At 70.3% G+C, this 23,797-nt stretch carries 27 protein-coding genes; 15 read left to right on the top strand and 12 right to left on the bottom strand.

Going from position 1 to position 23,797, the window contains the following annotated elements; translation table 11 throughout:
• Nucleotides 1-111 precede the first annotated feature (111 nt).
• From AB0E90_RS04950 to AB0E90_RS04965, 4 genes are all read left to right on the top strand, one after another.
• Nucleotides 112-708: a hypothetical protein gene (locus tag AB0E90_RS04950; RefSeq protein WP_360399242.1), complete on the top strand. Its 597-nt coding sequence runs from the start codon at nt 112-114 to the stop codon at nt 706-708.
• Between the two features lie 89 nt (nt 709-797).
• A complete protein-coding gene (locus AB0E90_RS04955) occupies nt 798-1,166 on the top strand; it encodes an Rv2175c family DNA-binding protein (protein ID WP_360399245.1) in 369 nt (122 codons plus the stop codon).
• A 13-nt stretch (nt 1,167-1,179) separates the two neighbouring features.
• The gene (locus AB0E90_RS04960; RefSeq protein WP_360399248.1) at nt 1,180-1,506 is read left to right on the top strand and encodes a lycopene cyclase domain-containing protein; all 327 of its coding nucleotides are present in this window, start codon (nt 1,180-1,182) and stop codon (nt 1,504-1,506) included.
• Nucleotides 1,503-1,853, top strand: coding sequence for a lycopene cyclase domain-containing protein (locus tag AB0E90_RS04965; RefSeq protein WP_360399251.1), 351 nt, complete (start codon nt 1,503-1,505; stop codon nt 1,851-1,853). The genes AB0E90_RS04960 and AB0E90_RS04965 overlap by 4 nt, the downstream gene beginning before the upstream one ends.
• 13 nt (nt 1,854-1,866) lie before the next feature.
• Here AB0E90_RS04965 and AB0E90_RS04970 read toward each other — a convergent pair whose 3' ends face one another.
• Nucleotides 1,867-2,934: a polyprenyl synthetase family protein gene (locus tag AB0E90_RS04970; RefSeq protein ID WP_360399254.1), complete on the bottom strand. Its 1,068-nt coding sequence runs from the start codon at nt 2,932-2,934 to the stop codon at nt 1,867-1,869.
• Between the two features lie 40 nt (nt 2,935-2,974).
• Between AB0E90_RS04970 and metF the strand changes: the two genes are divergently transcribed.
• The 6 genes from metF to AB0E90_RS05000 all read left to right on the top strand — a co-directional run bounded on the left by metF (nt 2,975) and on the right by AB0E90_RS05000 (nt 8,138).
• The gene (gene metF, locus AB0E90_RS04975; RefSeq protein ID WP_360399257.1) at nt 2,975-3,898 is read left to right on the top strand and encodes a methylenetetrahydrofolate reductase [NAD(P)H]; all 924 of its coding nucleotides are present in this window, start codon (nt 2,975-2,977) and stop codon (nt 3,896-3,898) included.
• On the top strand, nt 3,891-4,553 hold the full coding sequence (locus tag AB0E90_RS04980; protein ID WP_360399495.1) for a CDP-alcohol phosphatidyltransferase family protein: 663 nt from the start codon (nt 3,891-3,893) through the stop codon (nt 4,551-4,553). Before metF ends, AB0E90_RS04980 begins: the two co-directional genes overlap by 8 nt.
• A gap of 67 nt (nt 4,554-4,620) precedes the next feature.
• On the top strand, nt 4,621-5,058 hold the full coding sequence (locus AB0E90_RS04985) for an HNH endonuclease (protein ID WP_360399260.1): 438 nt from the start codon (nt 4,621-4,623) through the stop codon (nt 5,056-5,058).
• Nucleotides 5,059-5,166: 108 nt separating this feature from the next.
• Nucleotides 5,167-5,634: a MarR family winged helix-turn-helix transcriptional regulator gene (locus AB0E90_RS04990; RefSeq protein WP_360399263.1), complete on the top strand. Its 468-nt coding sequence runs from the start codon at nt 5,167-5,169 to the stop codon at nt 5,632-5,634.
• Between the two features lie 43 nt (nt 5,635-5,677).
• Nucleotides 5,678-7,099 (top strand): MFS transporter, encoded by a 1,422-nt coding sequence (locus AB0E90_RS04995; RefSeq protein WP_360399266.1) that lies wholly within the window; start codon nt 5,678-5,680, stop codon nt 7,097-7,099.
• A gap of 529 nt (nt 7,100-7,628) precedes the next feature.
• On the top strand, nt 7,629-8,138 hold the full coding sequence (locus AB0E90_RS05000; protein WP_360399269.1) for a hypothetical protein: 510 nt from the start codon (nt 7,629-7,631) through the stop codon (nt 8,136-8,138).
• Nucleotides 8,139-8,420: 282 nt separating this feature from the next.
• Here the strand turns inward: AB0E90_RS05000 and AB0E90_RS05005 are convergent, their stop codons facing one another.
• Both AB0E90_RS05005 and AB0E90_RS05010 read right to left on the bottom strand, forming a co-directional pair.
• Nucleotides 8,421-8,864: a hypothetical protein gene (locus AB0E90_RS05005; protein ID WP_360399272.1), complete on the bottom strand. Its 444-nt coding sequence runs from the start codon at nt 8,862-8,864 to the stop codon at nt 8,421-8,423.
• 51 nt (nt 8,865-8,915) lie between these two features.
• A complete protein-coding gene (locus AB0E90_RS05010; protein WP_360399275.1) occupies nt 8,916-9,755 on the bottom strand; it encodes a helix-turn-helix transcriptional regulator in 840 nt (279 codons plus the stop codon).
• Nucleotides 9,756-9,841: 86 nt separating this feature from the next.
• On the opposite strand from AB0E90_RS05010, the gene AB0E90_RS05015 reads away from it, so the two are divergent.
• Together AB0E90_RS05015 and AB0E90_RS05020 are read left to right on the top strand one after the other, a co-directional pair.
• Entirely contained in the window at nt 9,842-10,537 is a 696-nt protein-coding gene (locus tag AB0E90_RS05015) for an SDR family NAD(P)-dependent oxidoreductase (RefSeq protein ID WP_360399278.1), read from the top strand.
• A gap of 47 nt (nt 10,538-10,584) precedes the next feature.
• Nucleotides 10,585-11,736, top strand: a complete 1,152-nt coding sequence (locus AB0E90_RS05020; protein WP_360399281.1) for a PP2C family protein-serine/threonine phosphatase — start codon at nt 10,585-10,587, stop codon at nt 11,734-11,736.
• Here AB0E90_RS05020 and AB0E90_RS05025 read toward each other — a convergent pair.
• The 4 genes from AB0E90_RS05025 to AB0E90_RS05040 all read right to left on the bottom strand — a co-directional run bounded on the left by AB0E90_RS05025 (nt 11,727) and on the right by AB0E90_RS05040 (nt 16,695).
• Complete coding sequence (locus tag AB0E90_RS05025) at nt 11,727-12,704, bottom strand: sialidase family protein (RefSeq protein ID WP_360399284.1); 978 nt, start codon at nt 12,702-12,704, stop codon at nt 11,727-11,729. The genes AB0E90_RS05020 and AB0E90_RS05025 overlap by 10 nt on opposite strands.
• Nucleotides 12,705-12,709: 5 nt before the next feature.
• Nucleotides 12,710-13,738 (bottom strand): GntG family PLP-dependent aldolase, encoded by a 1,029-nt coding sequence (locus AB0E90_RS05030; protein WP_360399286.1) that lies wholly within the window; start codon nt 13,736-13,738, stop codon nt 12,710-12,712.
• The gene (locus tag AB0E90_RS05035) at nt 13,731-15,137 is read right to left on the bottom strand and encodes a class II 3-deoxy-7-phosphoheptulonate synthase (protein WP_360399289.1); all 1,407 of its coding nucleotides are present in this window, start codon (nt 15,135-15,137) and stop codon (nt 13,731-13,733) included. The genes AB0E90_RS05030 and AB0E90_RS05035 overlap by 8 nt, the downstream gene beginning before the upstream one ends.
• A 73-nt stretch (nt 15,138-15,210) precedes the next feature.
• On the bottom strand, nt 15,211-16,695 hold the full coding sequence (locus tag AB0E90_RS05040) for a glycosyl hydrolase family 18 protein (RefSeq protein ID WP_360399292.1): 1,485 nt from the start codon (nt 16,693-16,695) through the stop codon (nt 15,211-15,213).
• Nucleotides 16,696-16,916: 221 nt separating this feature from the next.
• Here AB0E90_RS05040 and AB0E90_RS05045 point away from each other — a divergent pair, with 221 nt between their 5' ends.
• Complete coding sequence (locus AB0E90_RS05045; protein WP_360399295.1) at nt 16,917-17,594, top strand: DUF429 domain-containing protein; 678 nt, start codon at nt 16,917-16,919, stop codon at nt 17,592-17,594.
• Here AB0E90_RS05045 and proC read toward each other — a convergent pair.
• From proC to AB0E90_RS05065, 4 genes are all read right to left on the bottom strand, one after another.
• Nucleotides 17,581-18,405 carry a pyrroline-5-carboxylate reductase gene (gene proC / locus AB0E90_RS05050; protein WP_360399298.1) on the bottom strand — a complete coding sequence of 275 codons (825 nt, stop codon included), beginning with the start codon at nt 18,403-18,405 and terminating at the stop codon, nt 17,581-17,583. The two genes, AB0E90_RS05045 and proC, sit on opposite strands and share 14 nt — an antisense overlap.
• A gap of 56 nt (nt 18,406-18,461) precedes the next feature.
• On the bottom strand, nt 18,462-19,490 hold the full coding sequence (locus AB0E90_RS05055) for a 6-phosphofructokinase (RefSeq protein ID WP_360399301.1): 1,029 nt from the start codon (nt 19,488-19,490) through the stop codon (nt 18,462-18,464).
• Between the two features lie 173 nt (nt 19,491-19,663).
• Nucleotides 19,664-20,152, bottom strand: coding sequence for a polyadenylate-specific 3'-exoribonuclease AS (locus AB0E90_RS05060; RefSeq protein ID WP_360399498.1), 489 nt, complete (start codon nt 20,150-20,152; stop codon nt 19,664-19,666).
• 68 nt (nt 20,153-20,220) lie between these two features.
• Nucleotides 20,221-21,075 carry a phosphotransferase gene (locus AB0E90_RS05065; RefSeq protein ID WP_360399304.1) on the bottom strand — a complete coding sequence of 285 codons (855 nt, stop codon included), beginning with the start codon at nt 21,073-21,075 and terminating at the stop codon, nt 20,221-20,223.
• A gap of 255 nt (nt 21,076-21,330) precedes the next feature.
• On the opposite strand from AB0E90_RS05065, the gene AB0E90_RS05070 reads away from it, so the two are divergent.
• On the top strand, nt 21,331-22,020 hold the full coding sequence (locus tag AB0E90_RS05070) for a Crp/Fnr family transcriptional regulator (protein WP_360399307.1): 690 nt from the start codon (nt 21,331-21,333) through the stop codon (nt 22,018-22,020).
• 77 nt (nt 22,021-22,097) lie between these two features.
• On the opposite strand, the gene AB0E90_RS05075 is transcribed toward AB0E90_RS05070, so the two are convergent.
• Nucleotides 22,098-22,847, bottom strand: coding sequence for a lysophospholipid acyltransferase family protein (locus AB0E90_RS05075; RefSeq protein ID WP_360399310.1), 750 nt, complete (start codon nt 22,845-22,847; stop codon nt 22,098-22,100).
• A gap of 139 nt (nt 22,848-22,986) precedes the next feature.
• Here AB0E90_RS05075 and AB0E90_RS05080 point away from each other — a divergent pair, with 139 nt between their 5' ends.
• Nucleotides 22,987-23,787, top strand: a complete 801-nt coding sequence (locus tag AB0E90_RS05080; RefSeq protein ID WP_360399313.1) for a DUF308 domain-containing protein — start codon at nt 22,987-22,989, stop codon at nt 23,785-23,787.
• Nucleotides 23,788-23,797: the final 10 nt, after the last annotated feature.

Consider the following 23,797-nt stretch of genomic DNA (forward strand, 5'->3'; position numbering starts at 1 on the left):
GGTACGCCCGCGGTCCGGACCACGGTCGTCTGCCCCAAAAACCCGATTCAGCTATGCCGACGGCGGTGCCGGTATTGCGGGGATTCGCTAGGTTCTGCGGAGCCAGACGGTGTGGCCGATGTCTCGCTGGGTGAGACCGAGACGGACGGAGCGGCCGAGCCCGAACCGGATGCGGACGGCTTCGGCGACGCCGAGACCGGCGCCGGCGTCGGCACCGGCGGATTGGCGCAGCATCCGGTTCCGGCGGGTTTGGTAGTCCGAATCGGACTCGCGTTCCTGGCCGGCGTGGTGGACTCCGGGTCCGCCGCGGTGGTCACCGCGGGCGCGCCGGTCGCCGCCGGATCAGCCGGGGTCCGAGACGAGCCCGGCCGCGCGACCACCACCGCCGCCGGCCCCTGGCCGAGCCCGGCGTTCGGGGTGAACGTGCTGGTCACCGCCGGTCGCGCCGGCAGTGTGTCGGCGGCCGCCGGCGTCTCGTTCAGCAGCGATCCCAGCCCGTTGACCACACCGAGGTACGCGCCGGCCGCGCCGGCCACGGTGAGCACCCCGAACCCGGTCACCGCGAACACCCGCGGCCGCCGGCGGGGCGCGGGCGGCAGCGGCTGCGACGGCTCGAAAGCGGCGAACCCGCCGAACGTGTTCATCCCGGTCGACGTCACGTCCGGACCGCCCGACGGCGGCTCCACCGGCCGCCGGCCCAGGTCGTAGCGCACCGAGCGCAACGCTCCGGTCAGCTCGGCGCGGACTCTCCGCAACAGGCTCATCGCGTTCGTTCTCCGATCTGGCAGGCTGTATGGGTGAGCGAATCCGTAACCGCCGGGCCGACTACCCATGGACAACCGGCAGCCTGGGTCAACCTGCCGGACGTGTCCGAGAAACTTGGCGTGTCGATCAGCAAGGTGCACCAGATGATCCGGGACGGGCAGCTGCTCGCCGTGAAGCACGACGGGATCCGCCAGGTCCCCGCGGAGCTCGTGGCCAACAGCACTGTTCTCAAACACCTCCCCGGCATCCTGACCTTGCTGCGCGACGCCGGGTATAACGACGAAGAGGCTCTCCGGTGGCTCTTCGAGCCCGACCCGACCGTCGACGGCAACCCCGCGCTCGGCCTGGGCGGCGACCGGGCCCGCGAGGTGAAACGGCGGGCGCAGGCGCTGGGCTTCTAGTGCGGGTTTCCTGATGCGCCACCTCGCGTACCTGCTGGTCCTCGCGGGCTGCTTCGGTGCGGCGAGCTGGCTCGAGCCGGTCCTGCGCGTCAACGTCTTCCGCCGGTGGCGGCGGCTGCTCCTGGCCGTCGTCCCGGTGGTGGTCGTCTTCGTCCTGTGGGATCTGGCGGCGATCGCGGCCGGGCACTGGCACTTCGATCCGGCGCAGACCACCGGCATCGTCTTCCCCGGCGGCCTGCCGCTGGACGAGGTGCTGTTCTTCGCCGTGGTGCCGATCTGCGCGATCCTCGGCTTCGAGGCGGTGCGTGCGGTGCTGCGCAAGCCGGCCGGCGACGAGTGACATACACGTCCGCCGCGCTGACCGGCGCGCTGATCGCGGTGCTGCTGGACCTGTTCGTCTTCCGGGTGCGCCTGCTGGGCCGGGCCGTCTTCTGGGCCACCTACCCGATCATCATCACGTTCCAGTTGCTCTCGAACGGCATCCTGACCGGCCGCGACATCGTGATGTACGCCCCCGACGCGATCCTGGGCTGGCGTATCGCGTACGCCCCGGTCGAGGATCTGGTCTTCGGTTTTGCTCTGGTCCTGCTCACCCTCGACCTATGGGTGTGGTGGGGGCGGCGCGGCATCCAGCGTGAGCCCCGGGCCGGCGAGGGCAGCGCGCTCCTGCGCCGTTTCCGAAAATAACTGACAAAACCGCTTATCCGGTACGTCGGGTAGCGGCGTCCGCAAGCGCACCCAGGACCGTCCGCGCCTCTTCGTCGATCGGGGCCGCGGCCAGAGCGGCCAGCGACGCGGTCATCAGCTCGTCGATGCGCTGCTCGGTGGCGGCCAGCGCGCCGCTGTCACGGATCAGCGACCGCAGCCGCTCCACCCCGTCGTCGGTGAGGGACTGGTCGCCCAGCGCCTTGTCCAGTTCGTCCCGCTGACCGTCGCCGAGGGCGCCGAACGCCGCCGCGACCAGGTAGGTCCGCTTGCCCTCGCGCAGGTCGTCGCCGGCCGGTTTGCCGGTCTGCGACGGGTCGCCGAACACGCCCAGCACGTCGTCGCGCAGCTGGAACGCCTCCCCCAGCGGAAGCCCGAACGCCGTGTACGCCTCGTGCACCGCCGCCGGCGCCCCGGCGATCGCCGCACCCAGCAGCAGCGGCCGCTCGACCGTGTACTTCGCGGACTTGAACCGGGCCACCTTGCCGGCCCGCTCCAGCGACGTGTCCCCGGTCGCCTGGGTGAGCACGTCGAGATATTGCCCGACGGTCACCTCGGTGCGCATCTCGTCGAAGACCGGGCGGGCCCGGGTCAGCTCGGCCGGCGCCAGCCCGGAGACGTGCAGCAGCTCGTCCGACCAGACCAGCGCAAGGTCGCCGAGCAGCACCGCGGCCGCATCGCCGAACGAGGCCGGGGACCCGCGCCAGCGCGCCGCCGTGTGCCGCCGTTCGAAGCGGCGATGCATCGACGGCTCGCCGCGGCGGGTGTCCGACCGGTCCATCAGGTCGTCGTGGATCAGCGCGCTCGCCTGCACCAGCTCGAGCGCCGCCACGGCCGCCACCACCGGGTCGGTGTCGGCGCCGCCGGCGCCCCGGTAACCCCAGTACGCGAACGCGGGCCGCAGGCGCTTGCCACCACCCAGGACGAACGCCTCGAGCGCGTCCGACATCTCGGCCAGGGCCGGGTCGATGCCGGTCAGCCGGGCGCGCCGGCCGGCCAGGAACGCGGCGAGTGCCTTGCCGACCCGCGGACGCAGGCCGGCCACTTCGGTCGGGGAGGTCACGGGGACAAACGCTAGCCGACGAGCCGGTACAGTTCTCGGCGTGGCTCTCGGACTTCCTTCACGTCTTCCCGGCACACCGGCGATCGGTGAGCTGATCCGCGGCGCCACGCCGACGTTCTCGTTCGAGTTCTTCCCGCCCAAGACGCCCGCCGGCGAGACCCTGCTGTGGCAGGCCATCCGCGAGCTGGAGCCGCTGCGGCCGAGTTTCGTCTCGATCACCTACGGCGCGGGCGGCACCACCCGCGACACCACCGTCGCGGTCACCGAGCGGGTCGCGACCGAGACCACCCTGCTGCCGATGGCGCACCTGACCGCGGTCAACCACTCGGTCGCCGAGTTGCGCAACGTGATCGGCCGGCTCGCCGGGGCGGGCATCCGCAACGTGCTCGCCGTGCGCGGTGACCCACCGGGCGACCCGATGGGCGAGTGGGTCCGGCACCCGGAGGGCGTCCTCTACGCGGAAGACCTGGTCCGGCTCCTCAAGGAGTCGGGCGACTTCAGCGTGGGCGTGGCCGCTTTCCCGCACAAGCACCCGCGTTCGGCCGACATCGAAACCGACACCGCCAATTTTGTACGGAAATGTCGGGCCGGCGCCGATTTCGCGATCACCCAGATGTTCTTCGACGCCGACGAATACCTCCGGTTGCGTGACCGGGTGGCCGCCGCGAGCTGCTCGACCCCGATCGTGCCCGGCGTGATGCCGGTGACCCGGATGGCCACGATCGAGCGGTCCAGCCAGCTGTCCGGCGCCCCGTTCCCGCCCCAGCTCCTCGAGCGTTTCGAGCGGGTGGCCGGTGACGAGGCGGCGGTGCGCGAGCTGGGCATCGAGGTGTGTGCCGAGATGTGCGCGAAGCTGCTCGACGAGGGCGTGCCCGGCATCCACTTCATCACGCTCAACCGCTCGACCGCGACGCGCGAGGTGTGGCAGCTGCTGGCGCCGGCCGCCATCGCCGCCGCTGCCTGACACTCCGTTGACCTGGGAGGAATACACCGCGGCGTGGTCGAAGCTGCACGGTGGATTCGACCCGGCGGCGGCGTCGCCCCTGGTCCGCGGGTGGGTGCTCACGGCGTACACCATCGGCTCTTTTCTTGGCCGGAAGCGCATCGGGCCCTCGGCCGTGACCACCGCGGGGTTGATTCTGTGCTTCTGCGTGCCTCTGGCGGTGAGCCTGGGTCGCTGGGGTCTGCTCGCGGGCGCGGTGCTGGTGCTGCTCGCGGCGCTGGCCGACTCGCTCGACGGCGCCGTCGCGGTGATCACCGGGACGGCCAGCCGGCTCGGCTTCGTCTACGACTCGGTGGCCGATCGGCTCGGTGAGGCGGCCTGGTTGCTGGCGTTCTGGCTGGCCGGCGTGCCGGGGCCGCTGGTGGTCGCGGCGGGCGCGGTGAGCTGGCTGCAGGAGTACGCGAGAGCCCGCGCGGCGACCGCGGGGATGACCGAGATCGGCGTGGTGACGGTGGCCGAGCGGCCCACCCGGGTCCTGGTGGCGATCTTCGGACTGCTGCTCGGCGCCCTTTCCGGGTGGTTGGCCGGCCTGGCGATGATCGTCTGGATCGCCCTCGCGATAACCGGGTTGGTGCAGCTCACGCTGGCCGTGCGCCAGCAGCTCGGAGATCAATAATCGGTTGTCCGAGGTGGACCAGTTCCCTACCGTGTGCTCATCGCTCAGTCACGGGGAGGTGGCCACGATGAGCGCGGTGCTCGTTCTGAACGCCGACTGCGGACCGCTGCAACGGGTCAGCCTCCGGCACGCCGTCCGCATGCTGTTCCGGCAGGTGGCCGTCGTGCACGAGGCCGAGCCCGACCGCCGGATCGGGGTCTACCCGATGCCCACGGTCGTGCGGCTGGTCAGCTATGTGGTGACCCGCTGGCGGCACAGCCGCGGCCCGGCCTGGTCGCGCGCCGGCGTGCTGGCTCGCGACAACCGCACCTGCGCCTACTGCGGCGCGGCCGCCTCGACCATCGACCACGTGCTGCCCCGCTCGCGCGGCGGCGCCAACGAATGGGCGAACACCGTGGCCGCGTGCGGCCGCTGCAACAACCGCAAGGGCGACCGGACGCCGCCGGAGGCGCGGATGCCGCTGCGAGTGCGGCCGTTCGCCCCCTCCTGGGCTGTTCTTTCCTGACCGCTTCAATCCCAGACGCGGCCGGCGGGCCGGCACGGGGGCAAGTCCGTCGGTCGTCCCAGCCCCGGATCATCCGGTAGCGGATGATCCGGGGCTAGGGTTAGGTACATGGCAGCACCGACACGGACCGAGCGGGACATCACCGGCCTGCTCAACATGGCCGGGCACGTCCTCTCCAACCGGCTGGGGGCGGCGCTCGCCGACATCGACCTGACCCCGCGCATGCAGTGCGTCCTGATCCACGCGATGGAGGAGGAACGCACCCAGATCCAGCTGGCGGCGCTCGCCGACCTGGACAAGACGACCATGGTCAGCACGGTCGACGAGCTGGAGAAACTCGGCCTGGCCGAGCGCCGGCCGTCGGCCACCGACCGGCGGGCCCGGATCATCGCGGTCACCCCGAAAGGGCGTTCGGCGGCCGAGGAAGGGCAGCGCATCGTCGACCAGGTCCACTCGGCCGCCCTGGATGCGCTGACCCCGGCCGACCGGGCCGCATTTCTGGCCGCGCTGGGACTGCTGGCCGGAACGCCCAAAGACCCCGGGCCGCAGCCGATTCGCCGCCCTCGGGGTAGGTGACTTCCAGATAGTCCGCTAGCGGATTATCTGTTACGGTCGAGTCATGAGCCCTTCCGCGAACCATCGCGCCGCCGCCCTGGCCGTGCTCTGCGCCATGTCGCTGATGATCGTGCTGGACAGCACGATCGTCGCCGTCGCCGTTCCGGACATCCAGCGCGAGCTCGGCTTCTCCCCCGCCGGGGTGTCCTGGGTGGTCAATGCGTACCTGGTGGCCTTCGCCGGCCTGCTCCTGCTGGCCGGCCGGCTCGGCGACCTGCTCGGCGCCTGGCGGGTGTTCCTGGCCGGCCTGACGGTGTTCACGCTGGCCAGCCTGCTGTGCGGGCTCGCCCCCACGGCCGGGTGGCTGGTCGCCGGCCGATTCGTGCAGGGCGCCGGCGGCGCGCTCGCCGCGGCCGTCGTGATCGGCATGATCGTGCGCCTGTTCCCGTCGCCGGGCGACCAGGCGCGAGCCATGGGCATCTACAGCTTCACCCAGGCCGGCGGCGCCGCCGCCGGTTTCGTGGCGGGCGGCATCCTGACCGACGCGGTCGGCTGGCCGGCCATCTTCCTGATCAACGTGCCGATCGGCATCGCGGTCTACCTGGCCGGCCGCCGGCTCCTGCCCCGCGAGCCCGGCCTCGGCCTGACGGCCGGCCTCGACCTCCCCGGCGCGCTGCTGATCACCGCGGGTCTTTCCGCCGGGGTGTACGCCATCATCAGCTCGGCCGCACTGCCGGGCCTCCTGGCCGTACTGCTGATCGCGGCCTTCCTGCTCCGCCAGCGCTACGCCCGCCGCCCGCTGATCGCCCTGCGGGTCCTGACCCGCCCGTGGCTGCTTATGGCCAACGCCGCCGTCCTGCTGGTCTTCGCCACCGGCATGGGCTTCCAGTTCCTGAACGCCCTGTTCGTCCAGCGCGTGATGGGCTACGACGCCCTGGGCACCGGCCTGGCCTTCCTGCCCACACCGGTGGTCATCGGCACGGTGTCCCTGTTCCTGGCCCCGCGGCTGACCGCCCGCTTCGGCCCGCGCCCGATGCTGCTGACCGGCCTGGCCCTGCTGTTCGCCGGCCTGCTGCTGCTGGCCCGCATGCCGGCGTCGGTGTCCTACCTGTCCGACATGCTCCCGCCCCTGATCGTCATGGGCCTGGGCGTAGGCGTCACCGTACCGGCCATCATCATGCTGGCCATGGCCGGCGCGGCCCCCGCCGACACCGGCACGATCTCCGGCTTCACCAACACCGCCCAGCAGGCAGGCGGCGCCCTGGGCCTGTCCGTCCTGGCCGTGGTAGCCGCCAACCGCACGGCCGGCTCACCGGCCGCAGCCGCCCTGCACGACGGCTACGTCGAGGCCTTCCTGGTAGCGGCCGGCTTCGTCCTGACCGCCTTCCTGATCACCGCCATCCTGCTCCGCAATCCGCCGTCAGCGCCGGCGCCGCTGCCCCGGAGCGCCCCCGAGGAGGAGCCGGCGAACAGCACCAAGCCGTAGGTGACAGACGGGACGGCCCAGCCAGACACCCCCGCCCTGGCCGCCGTCCCGACCTGTCTCACACTCACGCCACCAGCCCCGACTTCCGTTCCTGCCGAGTCCGCCTTCTCGCCGGCTACGCCTTCGCGCCGGACCCGCTTTCCCACCGGGTCCGCCTCCCGCCGGCCCTGCCTCCCGTCGGCCCTGCCTCCCGCCGGCCCTGCCTTCCCGTCGGCCCTGCCTTCCCGCCGGCCCCGCCTTCCCACCGGCCCCGCCTTCCCGCCGGCCCCGCCTTCCCACCGGCCCCGCCTTCCCACCGGCCCCGCCTTCCCACCGGCCCCGCCTTCCCACCGGGTCCGCCCACCAACCGGTCCGCCTTCGCGCCGGGTCCGTCTTCCCGCCCCGGTCCGCCCTGCCATCGCCGGGTCTCGGGCCTAGCCAAAGCGCGCGCCGTCCATCGGCACGGGCAATTTCCAAGGTGTCGTTTCGCGGGCACTGGAAATCGTCAAGATTCGCCGGACCGATTGCGTCATTGCCACGAATGTTTGGCATGATCAACAGATCGTCCGGGGCAGATTTCCCAAAAGCACTCCGGGATAATATTTACATGCGACAGATGTCATTGTTTTCCCGAGCAGAAATTGCGGCCATGCGCGACCGGACCGCGTCGCGAAACTATTCACCCGAGATGGAGGAGTTCCGCCGCGAGCATAAAATCCGCCGCGCTTTCGGCAAAGCTCGCCGCCACGAGGAACGGGACTGGCGAGTGCTGGCAGGTTCGCGTGATCCACGCAAGGCACCGGTCATCGACGAAAGCCGCAACGGCCTGAGGCGACCACGGCCGTCCGCCCGCGCTCCGCAGGCGGACAAGTCCGACAGCCCTTCCATGCCGAACAGCCGAGCCGCGCCCACCGCCGATCCGGCAACCATCGCCACGGCCCGACCGGGCACGCCGGGCATTGCCCGACCCAGGGCGCTTGGACCAGCCGCGTCTCGAACAGGTAAACCCGACACCCCCAGCCCGGACGCCCCCAGACCGAGCGCACCCGACACCCGCTGATCCGGCACGGCCGGCAGACCCGCACCCGCACCCGCACCCGCACCCGCACCCAGAATTGAATGGCACGCTGCTTGACACACGAGTTCGGGAACATAACGACGAAGATATAATTCGAGACTCGCGCATCAATTGGTGGAACCGATTCCGGATGGCGATACGCTCGATTTCGGGAAGCGCAATCAGCGCGACGCGGATGAAGATGCAGCAGGCGAAATCAAACCATCGGCACTGGCCGGTAACCACGATGCACGGCCGACTCCCGTCGCCGGCCGCGAAAGGTGGTCACAGGTAGCCGATCGCGTCGGCGTAATAGAGCGAGCCCGCCAGGTGGAGGGCGATCTCGCGGGCCGTCCAGGCGTCGCCGGAGCGGTGGTCCAGGTCGACTGCGCGCAGGCGCAGTTCGTAGATCTGGGCCAGCCGGGTCAGGCGACTGCGAGCCTCATCCAGGTCCTCGGCCGTGAACGGGGCCAGGTCGGCGGGCGTGGTCACCGCGGAGGCGTGCCAATGGTCGGGGATCGTCTCGGCGCCGGCGGCATGCGCCTCGATCTCGGCCAGGTGGTCGATCAGGTGGTCGGCGACGCGGCGGATCGCCTTGTGCGGTGTGTAGATGCGGTCGTCGATCGGGCGGGGCGCGCCGTCCCAGGTGGTCCAGGTGGCGGCGCGGTCCAGGACCTGCTCGACCAGGTGGGTGATGACATCGGACGGGTGACTGGTGGTTTCCGGCATGGACGTCAGTAGATCTTGGCAATGCTTCGGCGGCGGCCGAAACGGGGCGGGCTATGACGGGACGCCGCCCAGTAGGGCCAGGCGCAGCTTGGTGTCGTCCTCGGTGTCGGGGGCGGCGGTCAGGATGACGATTTTCAGGTCGGCGTCGCCGTCGGTCATGACGTCGCAGTCGACCTCGATCGGGCCGACGGTGGGGTGGTCGACGATCTTGTGGTCTTCGCGGTGGCTGCCGACTGCGCCGGTTGCCCACAGCTCGGCGAAGCGGCGGTTTCCGGCCGTGAGCGTGCGGATCAGCGTGGTCAGCCGGCTGTTGCCCGGGAAGCGGCCGGTTGCCCGGCGCAGATCGGACACGATGGCGGCCTCCACCGCCTCGCCGGCCAGCGAGGTCACCGGCCAGTGCGACATGCTCGGGGTGCCGCCGGCGACCGGGAAGGTGTCGCGGGCGAAGTTGCGCAAGCCGGGCGGCACCGCGGACGGATCGCCGAGGAGGGCCGCCCAGCCGCGGTTCCACCAGATCAGCTGCCAGTCCGCGGCGAAGACGGCGACGGCCGCGTCGCCGAGGCGGTTGACCACCCGGCGCAGGCCGGGCGGGATGTGGTCGGAGATCTCGCCGTCGGTCGGCGGGACCAGCCGGGCCAGCCGGAACAGGTGGTCGCGTTCGGCCACGGTCAGCTGCAGCGCGCGGGCGAGTGCCGCCACCACCTGCGCCGACGGGGTGGTGAATCGGCCCTGCTCCAGTCGCACGACATAGTCGACCGAGATGCCGGCGAGGTCCGCGAGCTCCTCCCGGCGCAGCCCGGGCGCCCGGCGCGCCCACCCGGCCGGCAACCCGGCCGCGGCCGGCGAGAGCCGATCACGCCACGCCCGCAGCGTCGGTCCGAGTTCGCTCATGCCAATGATTGTCCCGCCCGGGTGGGGGCTGACGGTGGTAACGCTCTTCCCTGGCTGGTGGGGGCTGGGCGGCCGAGCATGGTCGTATGACGATCACCTTTATCACCGGGGCCAACAAGGGCCTTGGCCGTGAGACTGCCCGCCGCCTTGTTGCGCAAGGGCACACCGTGCTGGTCGGCGCCCGTGACCCGGAGGCCGGCGCTGCCGTGGCCGCTGAGCTCGGCGCGCGCTTCGTGGCGATCGACGTGACCGACGACGCCTCGGTTGCGGCGGCGGCGGCCGACGTGGAGCGGCACGAAGGGCGGGTCGACGTGCTGATCAACAATGCCGGGGTGCACGGTCCGATGGGCGACCCGGGCGACCTGACCGGCGCGGAGATCAGCGCGGTGCTGGACGTGAACCTGGTGGGTGTGGTGCGGGCCACGACGGCGTTTCTGCCGCTGCTGCGCCGGTCGGCGGACCCGGTAATCATCAATGTGAGCAGTTCGATGGGGTCGCTGGCCGCCACGCACGATCCGGGACGGGCCGAGTCCAAGGTCGTCGCGCCCGCGTACACCTCGTCCAAGGCGGCTCTCACCATGCTGACCACGCAGTACGCCAAGGCGCTGCCCGGCATCCGGATCAACGCGGCCGACCCGGGCTACACGGCCACCGATCTGAACGGCAACAGCGGCCCGCAGACCGTCACCGAGGGCACCGACGCGGTCGTCGGCCTGGCCACCGAGGGACCGGGGCACGGGTCCGGCCGCTTCGTCGATCGCGACGGTGAAATCGCCTGGTAGCCGAGCCAGCGTTGGCAATGCGCCGCCGACCGCTGAATGATGGGCCGATGGTCGCTATGGAGGCAGTCCGCCGGCTGCTCGCGCTTCGGCACGGGCGGGCCGAGGACCTACCGGCAGTGCTGGCCGACGCCGCGCCGCTGCTGGGAGCCGAGTCAGCGGCGGTGCTGCTGGTCGACTACGCACAGGTGTCGCTCTGCCCGCTGCACGGCAGCAAACCCGGCCTCGTCGAACCGCGGCAGGTCGAGGGGACGGCGGCCGGGCGGTGCTTCACCACCGCGGGCGACACGTACGAGGACGGATTCCTCTGGCTGCCGCTGCTGCACGGGGCGGAGCGGCTCGGCGTCCTCGAACTGCGCATCAAGGACGATGCGGACCGGAGCGACCTGGAGGTGATCGCGGCGCTGGTGGCGGAGCTGATCGCGAGCCGCCGGTTCTACGGCGACGCGGTCGAGCACACCCGCCGCCGGCTGCCGATGCAGCTGGCCGCCGAGATCATCTGGAACCAGTTGCCGCCGCTGACCTGCGCCGTCGACGGCACCGTGGTGACCGCCGTGCTGGAGCCGTGTTACGACGTCGGCGGCGACGCCTTCGACTACGCGATCAACGGAGACGTGCTGCATGTCGGGCTGTTCGACACGGTCGGGCACGGCATCAGCGCGAGCGCGCTCACCACGCTGACGCTGAACACCTACCGCAACGCCCGCCGCTCCGGCCTGTCGCTGGTCGACACGTGCCGCTCGATCGACAAGTGGATCAACTCGCAATACCCGGGCAGCTTCGTGACCGCGCTGCTGGCCGAGCTGGACACCACGACCGGGCGGTACCGCCGGATCAGCGCCGGCCACCCGGCCGAGCTGATTCTGCGCGCCGGCCGGCAGCTGCCGGCCCTGCCCGTCCCGACGACGCTGCCGCTCGGTCTCGGGCACATGATCAACCGTCCGCCGGGGGTCGCCGAGCAGCAGCTCGAGCCGGCCGACACGCTGGTCTTCTACACCGACGGCATCACCGAGGCGCGGGACGCCGCCGGCCGCCAGTTCGGCCCGGAGCGTCTCTCCGACTTCATGCTGACGGCCCTGCGGGCCGGCTACCCGGCCCCGGAGATCATGCGCCGGCTGATCCACACCATCGTGTCGTACGAGGACGGCGAGCTCCGCGACGACGCCACCGCCGCGATGATCCAGTGGCGGCGTTACGAGTAATAGTCGGTTGCGGAAGAAATGAACGCGACGACCGTACGCGCCGGGATGTCGAAGCCCAGCGTGAGGAAACGGCCCGGCGACAGCTCCACGCTGGACGGATTGGCCTGGTCGTGGTGGCCCGAGTCGTACAACTGGATGTCGGGGTAGCCGTCCCAGGTCTCCAGCGGCCGCCGGACCAGGCGGCCGACCGTCTCCCGATGCTCGCTGAATCTCTTCGAAAGGTCACCGTAGGTGACCAGGACCTCGCCGCTCGCCAGGCGCAGCGCATGGTGCGACGAGGCCGGCATGTCGGTGGGCACGGGGGCGGTCCAGGTGCGGCCGTCGTCGGTCGACCGGGAGAGGTACGCCGTTTCCACGGTCGTCCGGATCAGCGACACGAGCTGACCGTCCAAGACCGTCAGGGTCGGCTCCTGGAAGTGGAACGTGGAGCCGGCCGCCAGCGACACCTCGGACGCGGCCGGCCAGGTGCGGCCGCCGTCGGTGCTGCGGACGACCGCGGCCCGGTGCCATCGCTCGCCGGGCGGGCGGTTGTAGACCGGCAGGAGCAGGTCACCCCCGGGCAGCTCGACGGCGGCGCCGTGCGAGGCCCACCAGATGCTGCCGACCTGGGCCGGCTCGCTCCAGGTGCGGCCGGCGTCGGTGCTGCGGCGTACCAGCACGCCGTGGTTCTTGTGCTCTTTTTCGCTGGTCCACTCGAGGACGAAATAGCTCAGCAGGATCGTGCCGTCGGCGAGCACGGCCAGCTTCGGGTCGCGGTCGTCGTGCGGGCCGTCGACCACGATCTCCGGCGCGGACCAGCTCTGCCCGTCGTCGTCGGAGGCCACGACCACGATCCGGCCCTCGTGGCTGATGTGCCCGGCGCCCTCGCGGTAGGCGGCTACCAGCCGGCCGCCCGCCAGCCGGACCACGTCGGGAAAGTGTGCCTGCAGACCGTCCGCGGCCTGCGCCACGATGATCGGCTCGGACATGGTGTCTAGGCCTCCTCGGCAAGGATCCCGGTCAGCACGGTGATCGCCTGATCGAGGGCGTTGTCGTCGATGTCCAGGTGGACCACGATGCGGGCCAGGTGCGGCAGCATCGCGGCGATGTGGACATCCTTCTCCGCCGCACGGGCCACGAAACCGGCCGCGTCCAGCTTCGTGCCGCTGAGATCGACCAGGATCAGGTTGGTCTGGACGGTGGCCGGGTCGACGACGCCGTATTTGGCGAGCGCCACCGCGACCCGCTGGGCACGCTCGTGGTCGGCCGCGAGCCGGCTGATGTTGTGGGTGAGCGCATAATCGGCCGCGGCGGCGAGGATGCCGACCTGGCGCATGCCACCGCCCAGCCGCTTGCGGATGACCCGCGCCTGCGCGATCCGTGCAGCGCTGCCGATGACGAGCGAGCCGACCGGCGCGCCGAGACCTTTGGAGAGGCAGACCGACATCGTGTCGAACAACTTGCCGTAGGAGGAGAGCGGCACCCCGTCGGCGACGTGCGCGTGCCAGATCCGAGCACCGTCACAATGCAGGGCTATTTCGTGTTTGTCAGAGATGTCACGGAGGGCCGCCAGCGTCGGCAGCGGCACGACGCCGCCCCCACCCAGGTTGTGGGTCTGCTCGACCGCGATCGCCCTGGTCGCCACGGTGTAGCCGCCCGGCTTGCGGATCATCGCGGCGATCGAGGACGGATCGAGGTCGGCCCCGACCGAGCCCCACGTACGCGACGAGATGCCACCCATCACCGCGGCCGCGCCCATCTCGTACACCAGGACGTGCGCGTCGCCGCCGGCCAGCAGCTCACCGCCCGGCGGCACCACGAGCTGCAGGGCGATCTGGTTGGCCATCGTGCCGGACGGCGCGAACAGCGCAGCCTCGTGCCCGAACATCGCGGCCACCCGGGCTTCGAGGGCGTTGACGGTGGGATCGTCGCCGAAGACGTCGTCGCCGACCTCAGCCGAAGCCATGGCCTGGCGCATCGCCGCCGAGGGCCGGGTGACAGTGTCCGATCGCAGATCAACCACGGAGCATCTCCGCAACGAGGAAGGCGAGCTCGAGGCTCTGCTGGGTGTTCAGGCGGGGGTCACAGGCGGTCTCATAGCGATCCGGGAGATCGAGATCCTCGATGCCCTGCGCGCCGCCGAGGCACTCGGTGACGTCCTCGCCGGTCAGCTCGATGTGTATGCCACCGGGGTGGGTGCCGAGCCCGCGGTGCACCTCGAAGTAGCCGAGCACCTCGTCGACGATCCGGTCGAAGTGCCGGGTCTTGTAGCCGTTGGAGGACTCGTGCGTGTTGCCGTGCATCGGGTCGCACTGCCAGACGACCTTGGCGCCGGTGGCGGTGACCTTCTCCACGATCGGCGGGAGCGCGTCGCGCACCTTGCCGTTGCCCATCCGGCTGATCAGCGTGAGCCGGCCCGGGATGTTGTTCGGGTTGAGCTTCTCGCACAGCTCGATCGCGGTGTCCGGCGACGTGCCGGGGCCGAGCTTCACGCCGATCGGGTTGGCGATCCGGCTGATGAAGTCGATGTGCGCGTGGTCCAGCTGCCGGGTGCGCTCACCCACCCAGAGGAAATGACCGCTCAGCCCGTACGCCTTGGAATCACTCACCCGGGTGAGCGACCGGTCGTACTCCAGCGCGAGCGCCTCGTGCGAGCAGTAGAGACTGACGGTGCGCAGCGCCTCGTTGTCGGTCATCCCGCAGGCCCGGATGAAGTCGAGCGCCCGGTCGATCTCGCGGGCGATCGCCTCGTACCGCTCGCCGGCCGGCGAGGCGCGCACGAAGTCCTTGTTCCAGTCGTGCAGGCCGTTCAGATCGGCAAGACCACCCGAAAGGTACGCCCGGAGCATGTTCATCGCGGCGGCCGAGTTCGCGTACGCCCGGATCATGCGCTGCGGATCGGCAACCCGGGCCGCCTCGTCCGGCTCCAGGGAGTTGATCAGGTCGCCGCGGTAGGCGGCCAGGCCGAGCGAGTCGGTCGGCGCCGAGCGGGGCTTCGTATATTGCCCCGCGACCCGGGCCACCTTGACCACCGGCATCGACGCGCCGTAGGTCAGCACCACCGCCATCTGCAGCAGGGTGCGGGCGTTGGCCAGCAGGTGGCTCTCGGTGTTGGCGTCGAAGGTCTCGGCGCAGTCGCCGCCCTGCAGCAGGAAGGCCCGGCCCTCGCACACCTCGGCGAGCTTGACCCGCAACTGGTCGACCTCGTAGGGCGCGACGATCGACGGGACGTTGTCGAGCACCTTGCAGACCGAGGCGACCTCGTCCATGTCCGCCCACGGCGGCATCTGCACGCGCGGCAGGTCACGCCATCGATCGAGGCCGAGGGCGGCGTCCTCGGCCGAGTCGGTGGACGGGCGGGATGTCTGGAAGGCCGGATTCCCGACCCCCGGGTAGCTCAGCTGGTGCCACTCACGGCGCATGCCGCCAAGACTACGAAAGCGGGGCACCGAGCTTGCGCCCGGTGCCCCGCTTCTCACCTGAGGAGATGAGCTATCAAAGGTTGTTCTTGATCGCGGTGATCAGTTCGCCGTTGCTGGTGTCACCCGAGAACTCCCAGAAGAACGCGCCGCCGAGACCCTGCTGCTTCACGTAGGTCATCTTTCCGGCGATCGTCGACGGGGTGTCGTAGCTCCACCAGTTGCTGCCGCACTTGGCGTAAGCGGTGCCGGCGACCGTGCCGGTGGCCGGGCAGCTGGTCTTGAGGACCTTGTAGTCCTCGATGCCGGCCTCATAGGTGCCGGGCGCCGCGCCGGTGGCGGTGCCGCCGGGCGCCGCCTGGCTGACGCCGGTCCAGCCGCGGCCGTAGAACCCGATGCCGAGCAGCATCTTGCTGGCCGGAACACCCTTGCTCTTCAGCTTCTGGATCGCCGCGTCCGAGTAGAAACCGGCGGTCGGGATGCCGGTGTACGAGGTGAGCGGCGAGTGCGGAGCGGTCGGGCCCTGCGGGGCGAACGCGCCGAAGTAGTCGTAGGTCATCGGGAAGACCAGGTTCAGCTTCGAGATGCCGGACGCGTAGTCGGCCACGTCGAGCTTGCCGCCGTTCGAGCCGTCCGCCGAGATCGCCGAGGTGATCGTGAAGGACGAGCCGAACTTGGTACGCAGCGCGGAGATCACGTTGTTGTAGGCGGCCGGCCCGCTGGCGTCGCAGGACAGGCCACAGGCGTTCGGGTACTCCCAGTCGATGTCGATGCCGTCGAAGACATCGGCCCAGCGGGAGTCCTTGACCAGGTTGTAGCAGGAGTTGGCGAACGCGGTGGGGTTGGCCGCGGCCTGGGTGAAGCCGCCGGACCAGGTCCAGCCGCCGAACGACCAAATGATCTTGATGTTCGGGTACGCCTTCTTCAGCTTGCGCAGCTGGTTGAACGAGCCGCGCAGGGCGCCCGCGTCCCAGGTGTCGGCGACGCCGTCGACGCTGTTGGCGGTGGTGTACGCCATGTCGTAGTCGGCATAGGAGTCACCGATCGAGCACTGTCCACCGGTGGTGTTGCCGAAGGCGTACAGCAGATGGGTGAGCTTCGAGGCGGAGCCCGAGGTCACCAGGTTCTTCACGAAGTACTGGCGGCCGTAGACGCCCCACTCGGCGAAGTAGCCGACGAGGTTCTTCCCGCTGGTGCCGGAGGTCGGCGTGGCGGTGGTCGGCGACGTGGTGGGCGACGTCGTCGGCGGAGTTGTGGTCGGGGCCGTCGTGGGGGCGGTCGTCGGCGGCGTGGTGGGGGTGGTCGTTCCGCCGCAGGCGCCGCCGTCGATCCAGACGTCCCACTGTCCGCTGTGCGTGGCCGGGGACTCGTTCTGAGTCCACCACTTGGCGGTGTAGTTGTGGCCGTTCTGGGAGGCGGCGTTGTCCTTGACGTACACGGCAGTAGAAGACCAGGCGGGGGCACAGGCCGCTGCGGCTGATGCCTGAACAACGGGGACCGTGGCGGTCGTCGCGACCACGATCGCACCGGCCCAGAGAGCGCGGCGGAGGGATTTCTGCACTTCTGTCTCCTCGTTGAACAGTTAGGAAAGTTTCCAAAAAGTTCGTGAAGGAGACGGTAGTCACAGGCATTCATGATCGTCAAGATGCGTGAGCTGGATTAATCATGGTCTTAACTTCCAGACCCCAAGATGTACAGGGTGCACACAAACGGGCACAGCGCGTAGTCTGCCGTCATGACCATCTTCGACGTCGACATCGACGCCCGTTGCGGTGGGGGCCGATGAGCATCCACGTCATCGGCGTCGACGCGTACGCACTTGGTTGGGTCGGAGTCGAGCTGCGCGACGGCGCCTTCGGCCGCGCGGTGCTCGCCGCCTCGCTCTACGAGATCGTCGCCAACAGCTCCGGCGCCGCCGTCATCGGCGTCGACATCCCGCTCGGCATGCTGCCGGACAAGTGGCGCGCCGCCGACACCCTCGCCGCCGACCAGCTCGGCCCGCGGCGCGGCAGCATCTTCCGGGTGCCACCGCGGCAGGTGTGGATGGAGGCCGACTTCGGGGCGGCCAACCGGCTCTGCCGCGAGCTCACCGGCGCCGGCCTCAGCCGGCAGAGCTGGGCCCTGCGGCCCAAGCTCCTCGAGGCCAACGCGATCTGGGAACGGCATCCGGGCCTGCTCTTCGAGGCCCACCCGGAGGTCTCGTTCCGCACGATGGCGGGCGAGCCGCTGACCCACGCGAAGAAGACCTGGGCCGGTCAGGCACGCCGGCGCGACCTGCTCGCGCGCAACGGCATCGTGCTCCCCGACCAGATCGGCCCGGCCGGCCAGGCCCCGCCCGACGACATCCTGGACGCGGCCGCGGTCGCCTGGTCGGCGCACCGGATGGCGACCGGGACGGCGCTGAGCCACCCGTCTCCGCCGGAGGAAGCCAACGGCTCGAAGATAGCTATCTGGTACTAGAACCCATCTGGGTGGCGATCTCGGCGGCCCGGTTGCGGGCCGCTTCGAGGGCAGACAGGAAAGCCGCGCGTACGCCGTGGTTCTCCAGCTCGCGAATGGCCGAGATGGTCGTGCCGGCCGGCGAGGTGACCGCCTCGCGCAGCTTGACCGGGTGCTCGCCGGAGTCACGCAGCATCGTGGCCGAGCCGATCGCGGTCTGCACGATCAGCTCGTGCGCGACCTGGCGCGGCAGTCCGAGCAGGATGCCGGCGTCGATCATCGCCTCGACCAGCAGATAGAAATAGGCCGGCCCGGAGCCGGAGAGCGCGGTCACCGCGTCCTGCTGGGTCTCCGGCACCCGCATGGTCTTGCCGACCGGCTTGAAGATCTCCTCGGTGAGCGCGAGGTGCTCCTCGGTCGCGTACGGCCCGGGGGAGATCACCGTCATCGCCTCGTCGACCAGCGCCGGGGTGTTCGTCATGACCCGCACCACCGGGATGCCGCCGGGCAGCCGCTCGGCGAAGAAGCTCGTCGGCAGGCCCGCGCAGAGCGACACCACCAGCTTGCCCGGTGGCACCTTCATGCCGAAGTCGTCCAGCAGCTTCGCCGCGTCCTGCGGTTTCACCGCGATCAGCAGCACGTCGGCCTGCGTGACGGCGGTCAGGTTGAGGACCGGGCGGATGCCGTAGCGGTCGGCCAGCTCGGCCGCGCGCTCGGGGCGGCGGGTGGTGGCCAGCAGCTGGCTGATCGGCCAGCCGGAGCGCAGCAGGCCGGAGAGGACCAGCTCACCGAGCTTGCCCGCGCCGATCACGGCGACACTGTGCTTGGTCATGTAACCCTTCCTGACGAAACAAGGGGCGACCTTCCGGTCGCCCCTTGTCCCAAAAATCAGCTTCCGAAGAAGACCTCAGCCTCTTCGTAGCGGGAGAGCGGCACGGTCTTCAGCTCGCCGGTGCCCTCGATCAGCGGCACGCGGACGATGTCGGTGCCCCGCAGCGCCATCATCTTACCGAAATCGCCCTCGTGGACGGCGTCAATCGCCTGCAGCCCGAAGCGGGTGGCGAGCACCCGGTCGAAGGCGGTCGGGGTGCCACCACGCTGGATGTGACCGAGGACGACCGTGCGGGCCTCCTTGCCGGTCTTGTCCTCCAGCTGCTCGGCCAGCCACTGGCCGATGCCGCCGAGGCGGACGTGGCCGAACGAGTCGAGCTCCTGGTTGTGCGTGACCATCTGGCCCTCGAGCGGCTGCGCGCCCTCGGCGACCACGACGATCGGCGCGTACTCCACCTGGAAGCGCTTCGTCACGTACGTCGCGACCTGCTCGACGTCGAAGTTGCGCTCCGGCAGCAGGATCACGTTCGCGCCACCGGCGAGGCCGGCGTGCAGGGCGATCCAGCCGGCGTGCCGGCCCATGACCTCGACGACCAGGGTGCGGTGGTGCGACTCGGCGGTGGTGTGCAGCCGGTCGATCGCCTCCATCGCGATGTTCACCGCGGTGTCGAACCCGAAGGTGTAGTCGGTGGCGTTCAGGTCGTTGTCGATCGTCTTCGGCACGCCGACGACGTTGACGCCGAGATCGTTGAGCTTGGTGGCGACACCGAGGGTGTCCTCGCCGCCGATCGCGACGAGCGCGTCCACGCCCTGCTCGGCCAGGTTGGCCTTGATCCGGTCGACGCCACCGTCGATCTTGAACGGGTTGGTGCGCGAGGAGCCGAGGATGGTGCCGCCGCGCGGCAGGATGCCGCGGACCTCCGCGATGCCGAGCGGCTTCGTCAGGCCCTCGAGCGGGCCCTTCCAGCCGTCGCGGAATCCGACGAACTCGTGACCGTACGCGGCGACGCCCTTGCGGACCACCGCCCGGATCACCGCGTTGAGACCGGGGCAGTCGCCGCCGCCGGTGAGCACGCCGATACGCATGATTTGCTCGTCCTCCCTGGATCGGGTCGCGAGGATTGCAGAAAGTCCTACTGCCCCAGGAAGCGTGTTGTCTCTCGGCAGCGCTGCCGGCCCGGGGCGGACCGCGGACGGAACTTTAGTCGCCTCCGGAAACGTGGACGAAAGCGCCCCGTCATCAACCGCCTGCCATCAGCCTAGGGCTTCATCGCATCCCAGCGGGCCAGATTGTGCCGGGCGTCGACCAGGGCGTCGTGCCGGCCGGCCATGCTGGGCAGGTGCGGGCGGCCGCGGTCGTCCCAGAGCTGGCGCAGGTCCTTGGTGAAGCGCGGGATCTCCCGCGGCAGGGCCGGCATCGCCCCCCAGAGCTGGGCCAGGGCCACGTGGTCGTAGGCGGCGAACCACGCCCACAGCTCCATCTGCTCGTCGCGGCCGCGGATCGGCTCCATCAGGAACTCGTAGAGGTCCTCACGGATGCGCTCGCGGGAGCGCCACGCCTTGCTGGAGGGGGACGGGAGTTTCTCGAGGACGTTGCGGCGCACCCAGGGAATCGCCTTGGTGTCGTCGAACTCGGTGCTGACCGCGTAGAACTCGCGGCCGAACTCGTCGACGACGCCGATCGACACCAGGTCGACCGTCCGGCCGTCCTCGATGAACTCGCAGTCGTAGAAATAGCGGTATGGCACCATCCGCCGCCCCTCCGCCGCCCGTGGACGGACTAAAGACTCAATTCCCTCAACATCCTTGCCTACGGTCAGCTGGACGCCGACTCCAGGGCCTTCTTTGCACAGCGAAGCATCTTGCGGTTGCCCCGGCGGGCGGCCCGGTCGGCGCGCACCGCCCACCTCAGCCGCACCAGAACGGGCAGCACCGCCTCGAGCTCGTCGCGGCGCACCGGCCCGGCCGCCACGTAACCGTCGATCAGGTCGGTGGCCCGGTCCGGCCCGCCGACGTAGCCGACCGCGGCGGCCACGTCGTAGACCAGCGGCCCGACCCCGCTGGCGCCGCAGTCGAGGAGGCCGGCCCGGCCGGTGCTCGGGTCGACCACGAAGTTGCCGGGCGCCGGGTCGCCGTGCAGAACCCCGTACGTCAATCGGTCGGTGACGGTGAGCCGGGTGGCCGCGCCGACCGCGCCGGCGACGGCGCCGCGGAGCCAGGGCTCCGCGGAAAGATGAGCGGCGGCGGGGTCGAGCGGCTGCCATGGGCGCAGGCCGGGGTGGTGAAAATGCTGAAGAGCCTTGTGTACGACGCCGAGCCGGTCCCCCCACCACTGCTGATCGATGGGGTCACCGCCGTCGAGCGGCCGGCCGGGCACCCGGCGCAGCACGGCCAGCGCTCCGGCCGGGGTCTGCGCGGTGAGCCCGCCGGCCAGGGTGCGCACCGGTTCGCCGGCCACGATGTCGCGGCCGCGCAGGTGCTCGGCGGCGACCAGGCCGGCCTCGACCGGTTGCCGGGCGCCGGGCTCGGCGAGCCGGCAGACGTACCGCTCCGGACCGGCCGTCACCTCCCAGCCACGGGACAGCACTTCATCGGGCAGCGCGCTGATCTCGCTGGGCTGAAGATGCCACTGATCACGCAAAGTGGAGAGAACAACGTCGTCGTCCGGCACGGCGGGATTATCTCGACAGATGCCGGAAATCCGACGGACAGGGTGGGCGACAATCACGCTTCGCTATAGATAGGTTTACAGATAGCGACCGGCGCGACATGATCGTACGAAGCATCGACGGACCGCCCGCGCACATCTCGTCCAAGAGAAATGGCGCTTGCCGGTTTGTTCGTGCTATTAGTGATCGTTCGCGTCGAGGGGCCGACGCCGGCCGGGGGTCGTCGACGCGGTCCCCACCGGGGGAGGGATAGCGCCGTGGACCATCGCTTGCCGGATTCCGGTGATGCGCTCGCCGGTGTCGAGATGTTCGCCGGCCTCGAGCCGGAGGTTCGGCTGCGGGTCATCGCCACCGCCGTCCCACGCACCTACCGTAAAGGACAAATCCTCTTCGTCGAGCACGATCCCGGCGAGTCTCTCATCATTCTCAAACGCGGCGCCGTCGCGATCTTCCGCACCGCGCCCACCGGCGAGCGTGCCGTCCTCACCGTGGTCCGCCCGCCCGACGTGCTCGGCGAGGTGTCCCTTCTGGACGCGTCGACCCGCAGCACCTCGGCCGAGGCCATCGAGGACTGCCAGGCGCTGACCATCTCCCGGGCCGCGTTCATGGACCTGGTGCATTCCAACCCGCGCATCCTCGACGCGGTGATGCGCTCGGTCGGCGCGCTGATCCGCCGGCTGACCGAGCAGAACACCGATCACGTCTTCCTCGACCTGCCCGGCCGGGTCGCCAAGACCCTGGTGCGGCTGGCCGGCGAGAGCCAGGCGCCGATGATCACGATAGAGCTCAACCAGAGTCAGCTGGCCGAGATGGCCGGCGGCTCCCGCCAGAGCGTCAACCAGGCAATCGGCTCCTTCGCCAGCCGAGGCTGGCTGCGCACCGAGGGCCGCCGCATCGTGGTCACCGACCTTCCGGCTCTGCGGCGCCGAGCGGGGATGACTGTATAGATGGCCTCGCTCCGCTCGGCGGGCACTGCGCCCCGAGAAGTCGTTGTCGAGAGCACCGAAAAAGACCACGGCTTCGCCTAGCCTTTTTCGGCACTCTCGACAACGACGGGCGCAGTGCGACTCCGGTCGCCCTTCGACACCGGGGCCGGGGCCTCTACCGAGGTCTTCAGCTTTGTGGCGTAGATGTCTACGTACTCGCGGCCGGAGAGGGCCATCAGCTCGTACATGATCTCGTCGGTTATTGCCCGCTCCACGAAGCGGTCGCCGTGTGCGTCCGCGTAGCGGGAGAAGTCGAGCGGGGGGCCGAACCGCATCTTCACCCGCTTGATCTTCGGGATGAAGGTGCCGGTCGGCTGGATCTCGTCGGTGTTCAGCAGCGCCACCGGCACCACCCGCGCCCCGCTCTCCAGCGCCAGCCGGGCCACCCCGGTCTTGCCGCGGTAGAGCCGGCCGTCCGGCGAGCGGGTGCCCTCCGGGTAGATGCCGGCGATGCCGCCCTCGCGCAGCACCCGCAGCAGGGTGTCGAGAGCCGCCTGGGCCGCCTTGCCGCCCGAACGGTCCACCGGGATCGTCCCCGTCGAGAGGAAGAACTGCCGCATCAGGCGGCCTTTGACCCCCTTGCCGGTGAAGTATTCGGCTTTCGCGACGAACGTCACCCTGCGGCCGACCATCAGGGGTGTGAAGATCGAGTCGGAGAAGGAAAGGTGGTTGCAGGCCAGGATCACCGGTCCGGAATCGGGCACATTGCCCAGGCCACGCACGTCGGGGCGAAACGCCACGCGCAGCAGCGGCCCGAGAACGACGTACTTCAGCAGCCAGTAGAACACCAGTGTCCTTTCCCGGACGTCCGGGACAATCAATCCCAGAGGAAGCGTACGAAGCGGGACGGCGCGCCACAACGCACTCCCGCAACCGGTACTTCGCGTGTCACCATTCAAGGCACGATCGGCGAGGGAGTGTGCAGGGGTGACAGCGGGTGGCGCCCGCCGAGGGCGGCGGGACAACGGGATAGACGCGGCCGACTTCGCGGTGGCCGGCGACGTCGATCCGCGCGTCGGCGAGCATCTGCTCGACGTGCTGCAGGCAGTAGGCATCGCGGCGTACCTCCAGCCGACCGCCGATCTCAACCCGATTCTCCGGGCCACCACGCTTCCGGCGCGCCCCACCGACCGGCTTTACGTGGATCGTGCCCACCTCGACGTGGCTCGCGAGCACCTGCACCAGGTGACCGACGGCGCGCCGCCCACCTCGCCGCCCACGGCGCCGGCCGACCCCACGAGGGAACCGGACATCGAAGCCGAGTGGGCCAAGATCGTGGCCGGGTTCCACTCCCCCGTCGACCCGACCGCGGCGCCGTGGCCCGCGTCCGAGGAGTTGCCGGTCGAGCCGAGCCCGCCCGCCACCTCGACCGACACCGTCACCTACGGCCGCCGGCGCACCGACCAGAAACCCGCCGAGTCGTCGCTGATCGACGGGCTGGACACGTTCGGCGCCGATCTCGAGGACGATGACGACGACGAGGAAGACGAGCGGTACATCCCGCCGCCTCCCCCGCCGCTGCCGCGCATCTCGAAGTACGCGGTGATGGGTGTCCTCGGCGTACTCGTCGGCTTCGTGCTCTTCCTCTTCCCCGGCCTTCTGCCGGTCTCGCAGGACTACGTCACCCTGCTCGGCTTCGCCGCGATCGTCTCCGGCGCGGTCATGCTCGTCTGGCGACTGCGTTCGGGTGACGACGAGGACGACTACGACGACGGCGCAGTCGTTTGATGCCCGCCCG

It is taken from the genome of Actinoplanes sp. NPDC026619 (assembly GCF_040638295.1).
GTDB lineage: Bacteria > Actinomycetota > Actinomycetes > Mycobacteriales > Micromonosporaceae > Actinoplanes.

Bases quoted from the DNA above. Each gene is read 5' to 3' on its own strand.
- AB0E90_RS04960 (WP_360399248.1), top strand. From the start codon at position 1,180: ATGCGCCACCTCGCGTACCTGCTGGTCCTCGCGGGCTGCTTCGGTGCG.
- AB0E90_RS04985 (WP_360399260.1), top strand. From the start codon at position 4,621: ATGAGCGCGGTGCTCGTTCTGAACGCCGACTGCGGACCGCTGCAACGG.
- AB0E90_RS04990 (WP_360399263.1), top strand. From the start codon at position 5,167: ATGGCAGCACCGACACGGACCGAGCGGGACATCACCGGCCTGCTCAAC.
- AB0E90_RS04995 (WP_360399266.1), top strand. From the start codon at position 5,678: ATGAGCCCTTCCGCGAACCATCGCGCCGCCGCCCTGGCCGTGCTCTGC.
- AB0E90_RS05000 (WP_360399269.1), top strand. From the start codon at position 7,629: ATGATCAACAGATCGTCCGGGGCAGATTTCCCAAAAGCACTCCGGGAT.
- AB0E90_RS05005 (WP_360399272.1), bottom strand. From the start codon at position 8,864: ATGCCGGAAACCACCAGTCACCCGTCCGATGTCATCACCCACCTGGTC.
- AB0E90_RS05010 (WP_360399275.1), bottom strand. From the start codon at position 9,755: ATGAGCGAACTCGGACCGACGCTGCGGGCGTGGCGTGATCGGCTCTCG.
- AB0E90_RS05015 (WP_360399278.1), top strand. From the start codon at position 9,842: ATGACGATCACCTTTATCACCGGGGCCAACAAGGGCCTTGGCCGTGAG.
- AB0E90_RS05020 (WP_360399281.1), top strand. From the start codon at position 10,585: ATGGTCGCTATGGAGGCAGTCCGCCGGCTGCTCGCGCTTCGGCACGGG.
- AB0E90_RS05025 (WP_360399284.1), bottom strand. From the start codon at position 12,704: ATGTCCGAGCCGATCATCGTGGCGCAGGCCGCGGACGGTCTGCAGGCA.
- AB0E90_RS05035 (WP_360399289.1), bottom strand. From the start codon at position 15,137: ATGCGCCGTGAGTGGCACCAGCTGAGCTACCCGGGGGTCGGGAATCCG.
- AB0E90_RS05045 (WP_360399295.1), top strand. From the start codon at position 16,917: ATGAGCATCCACGTCATCGGCGTCGACGCGTACGCACTTGGTTGGGTC.
- proC (WP_360399298.1), bottom strand. From the start codon at position 18,405: ATGACCAAGCACAGTGTCGCCGTGATCGGCGCGGGCAAGCTCGGTGAG.
- AB0E90_RS05055 (WP_360399301.1), bottom strand. From the start codon at position 19,490: ATGCGTATCGGCGTGCTCACCGGCGGCGGCGACTGCCCCGGTCTCAAC.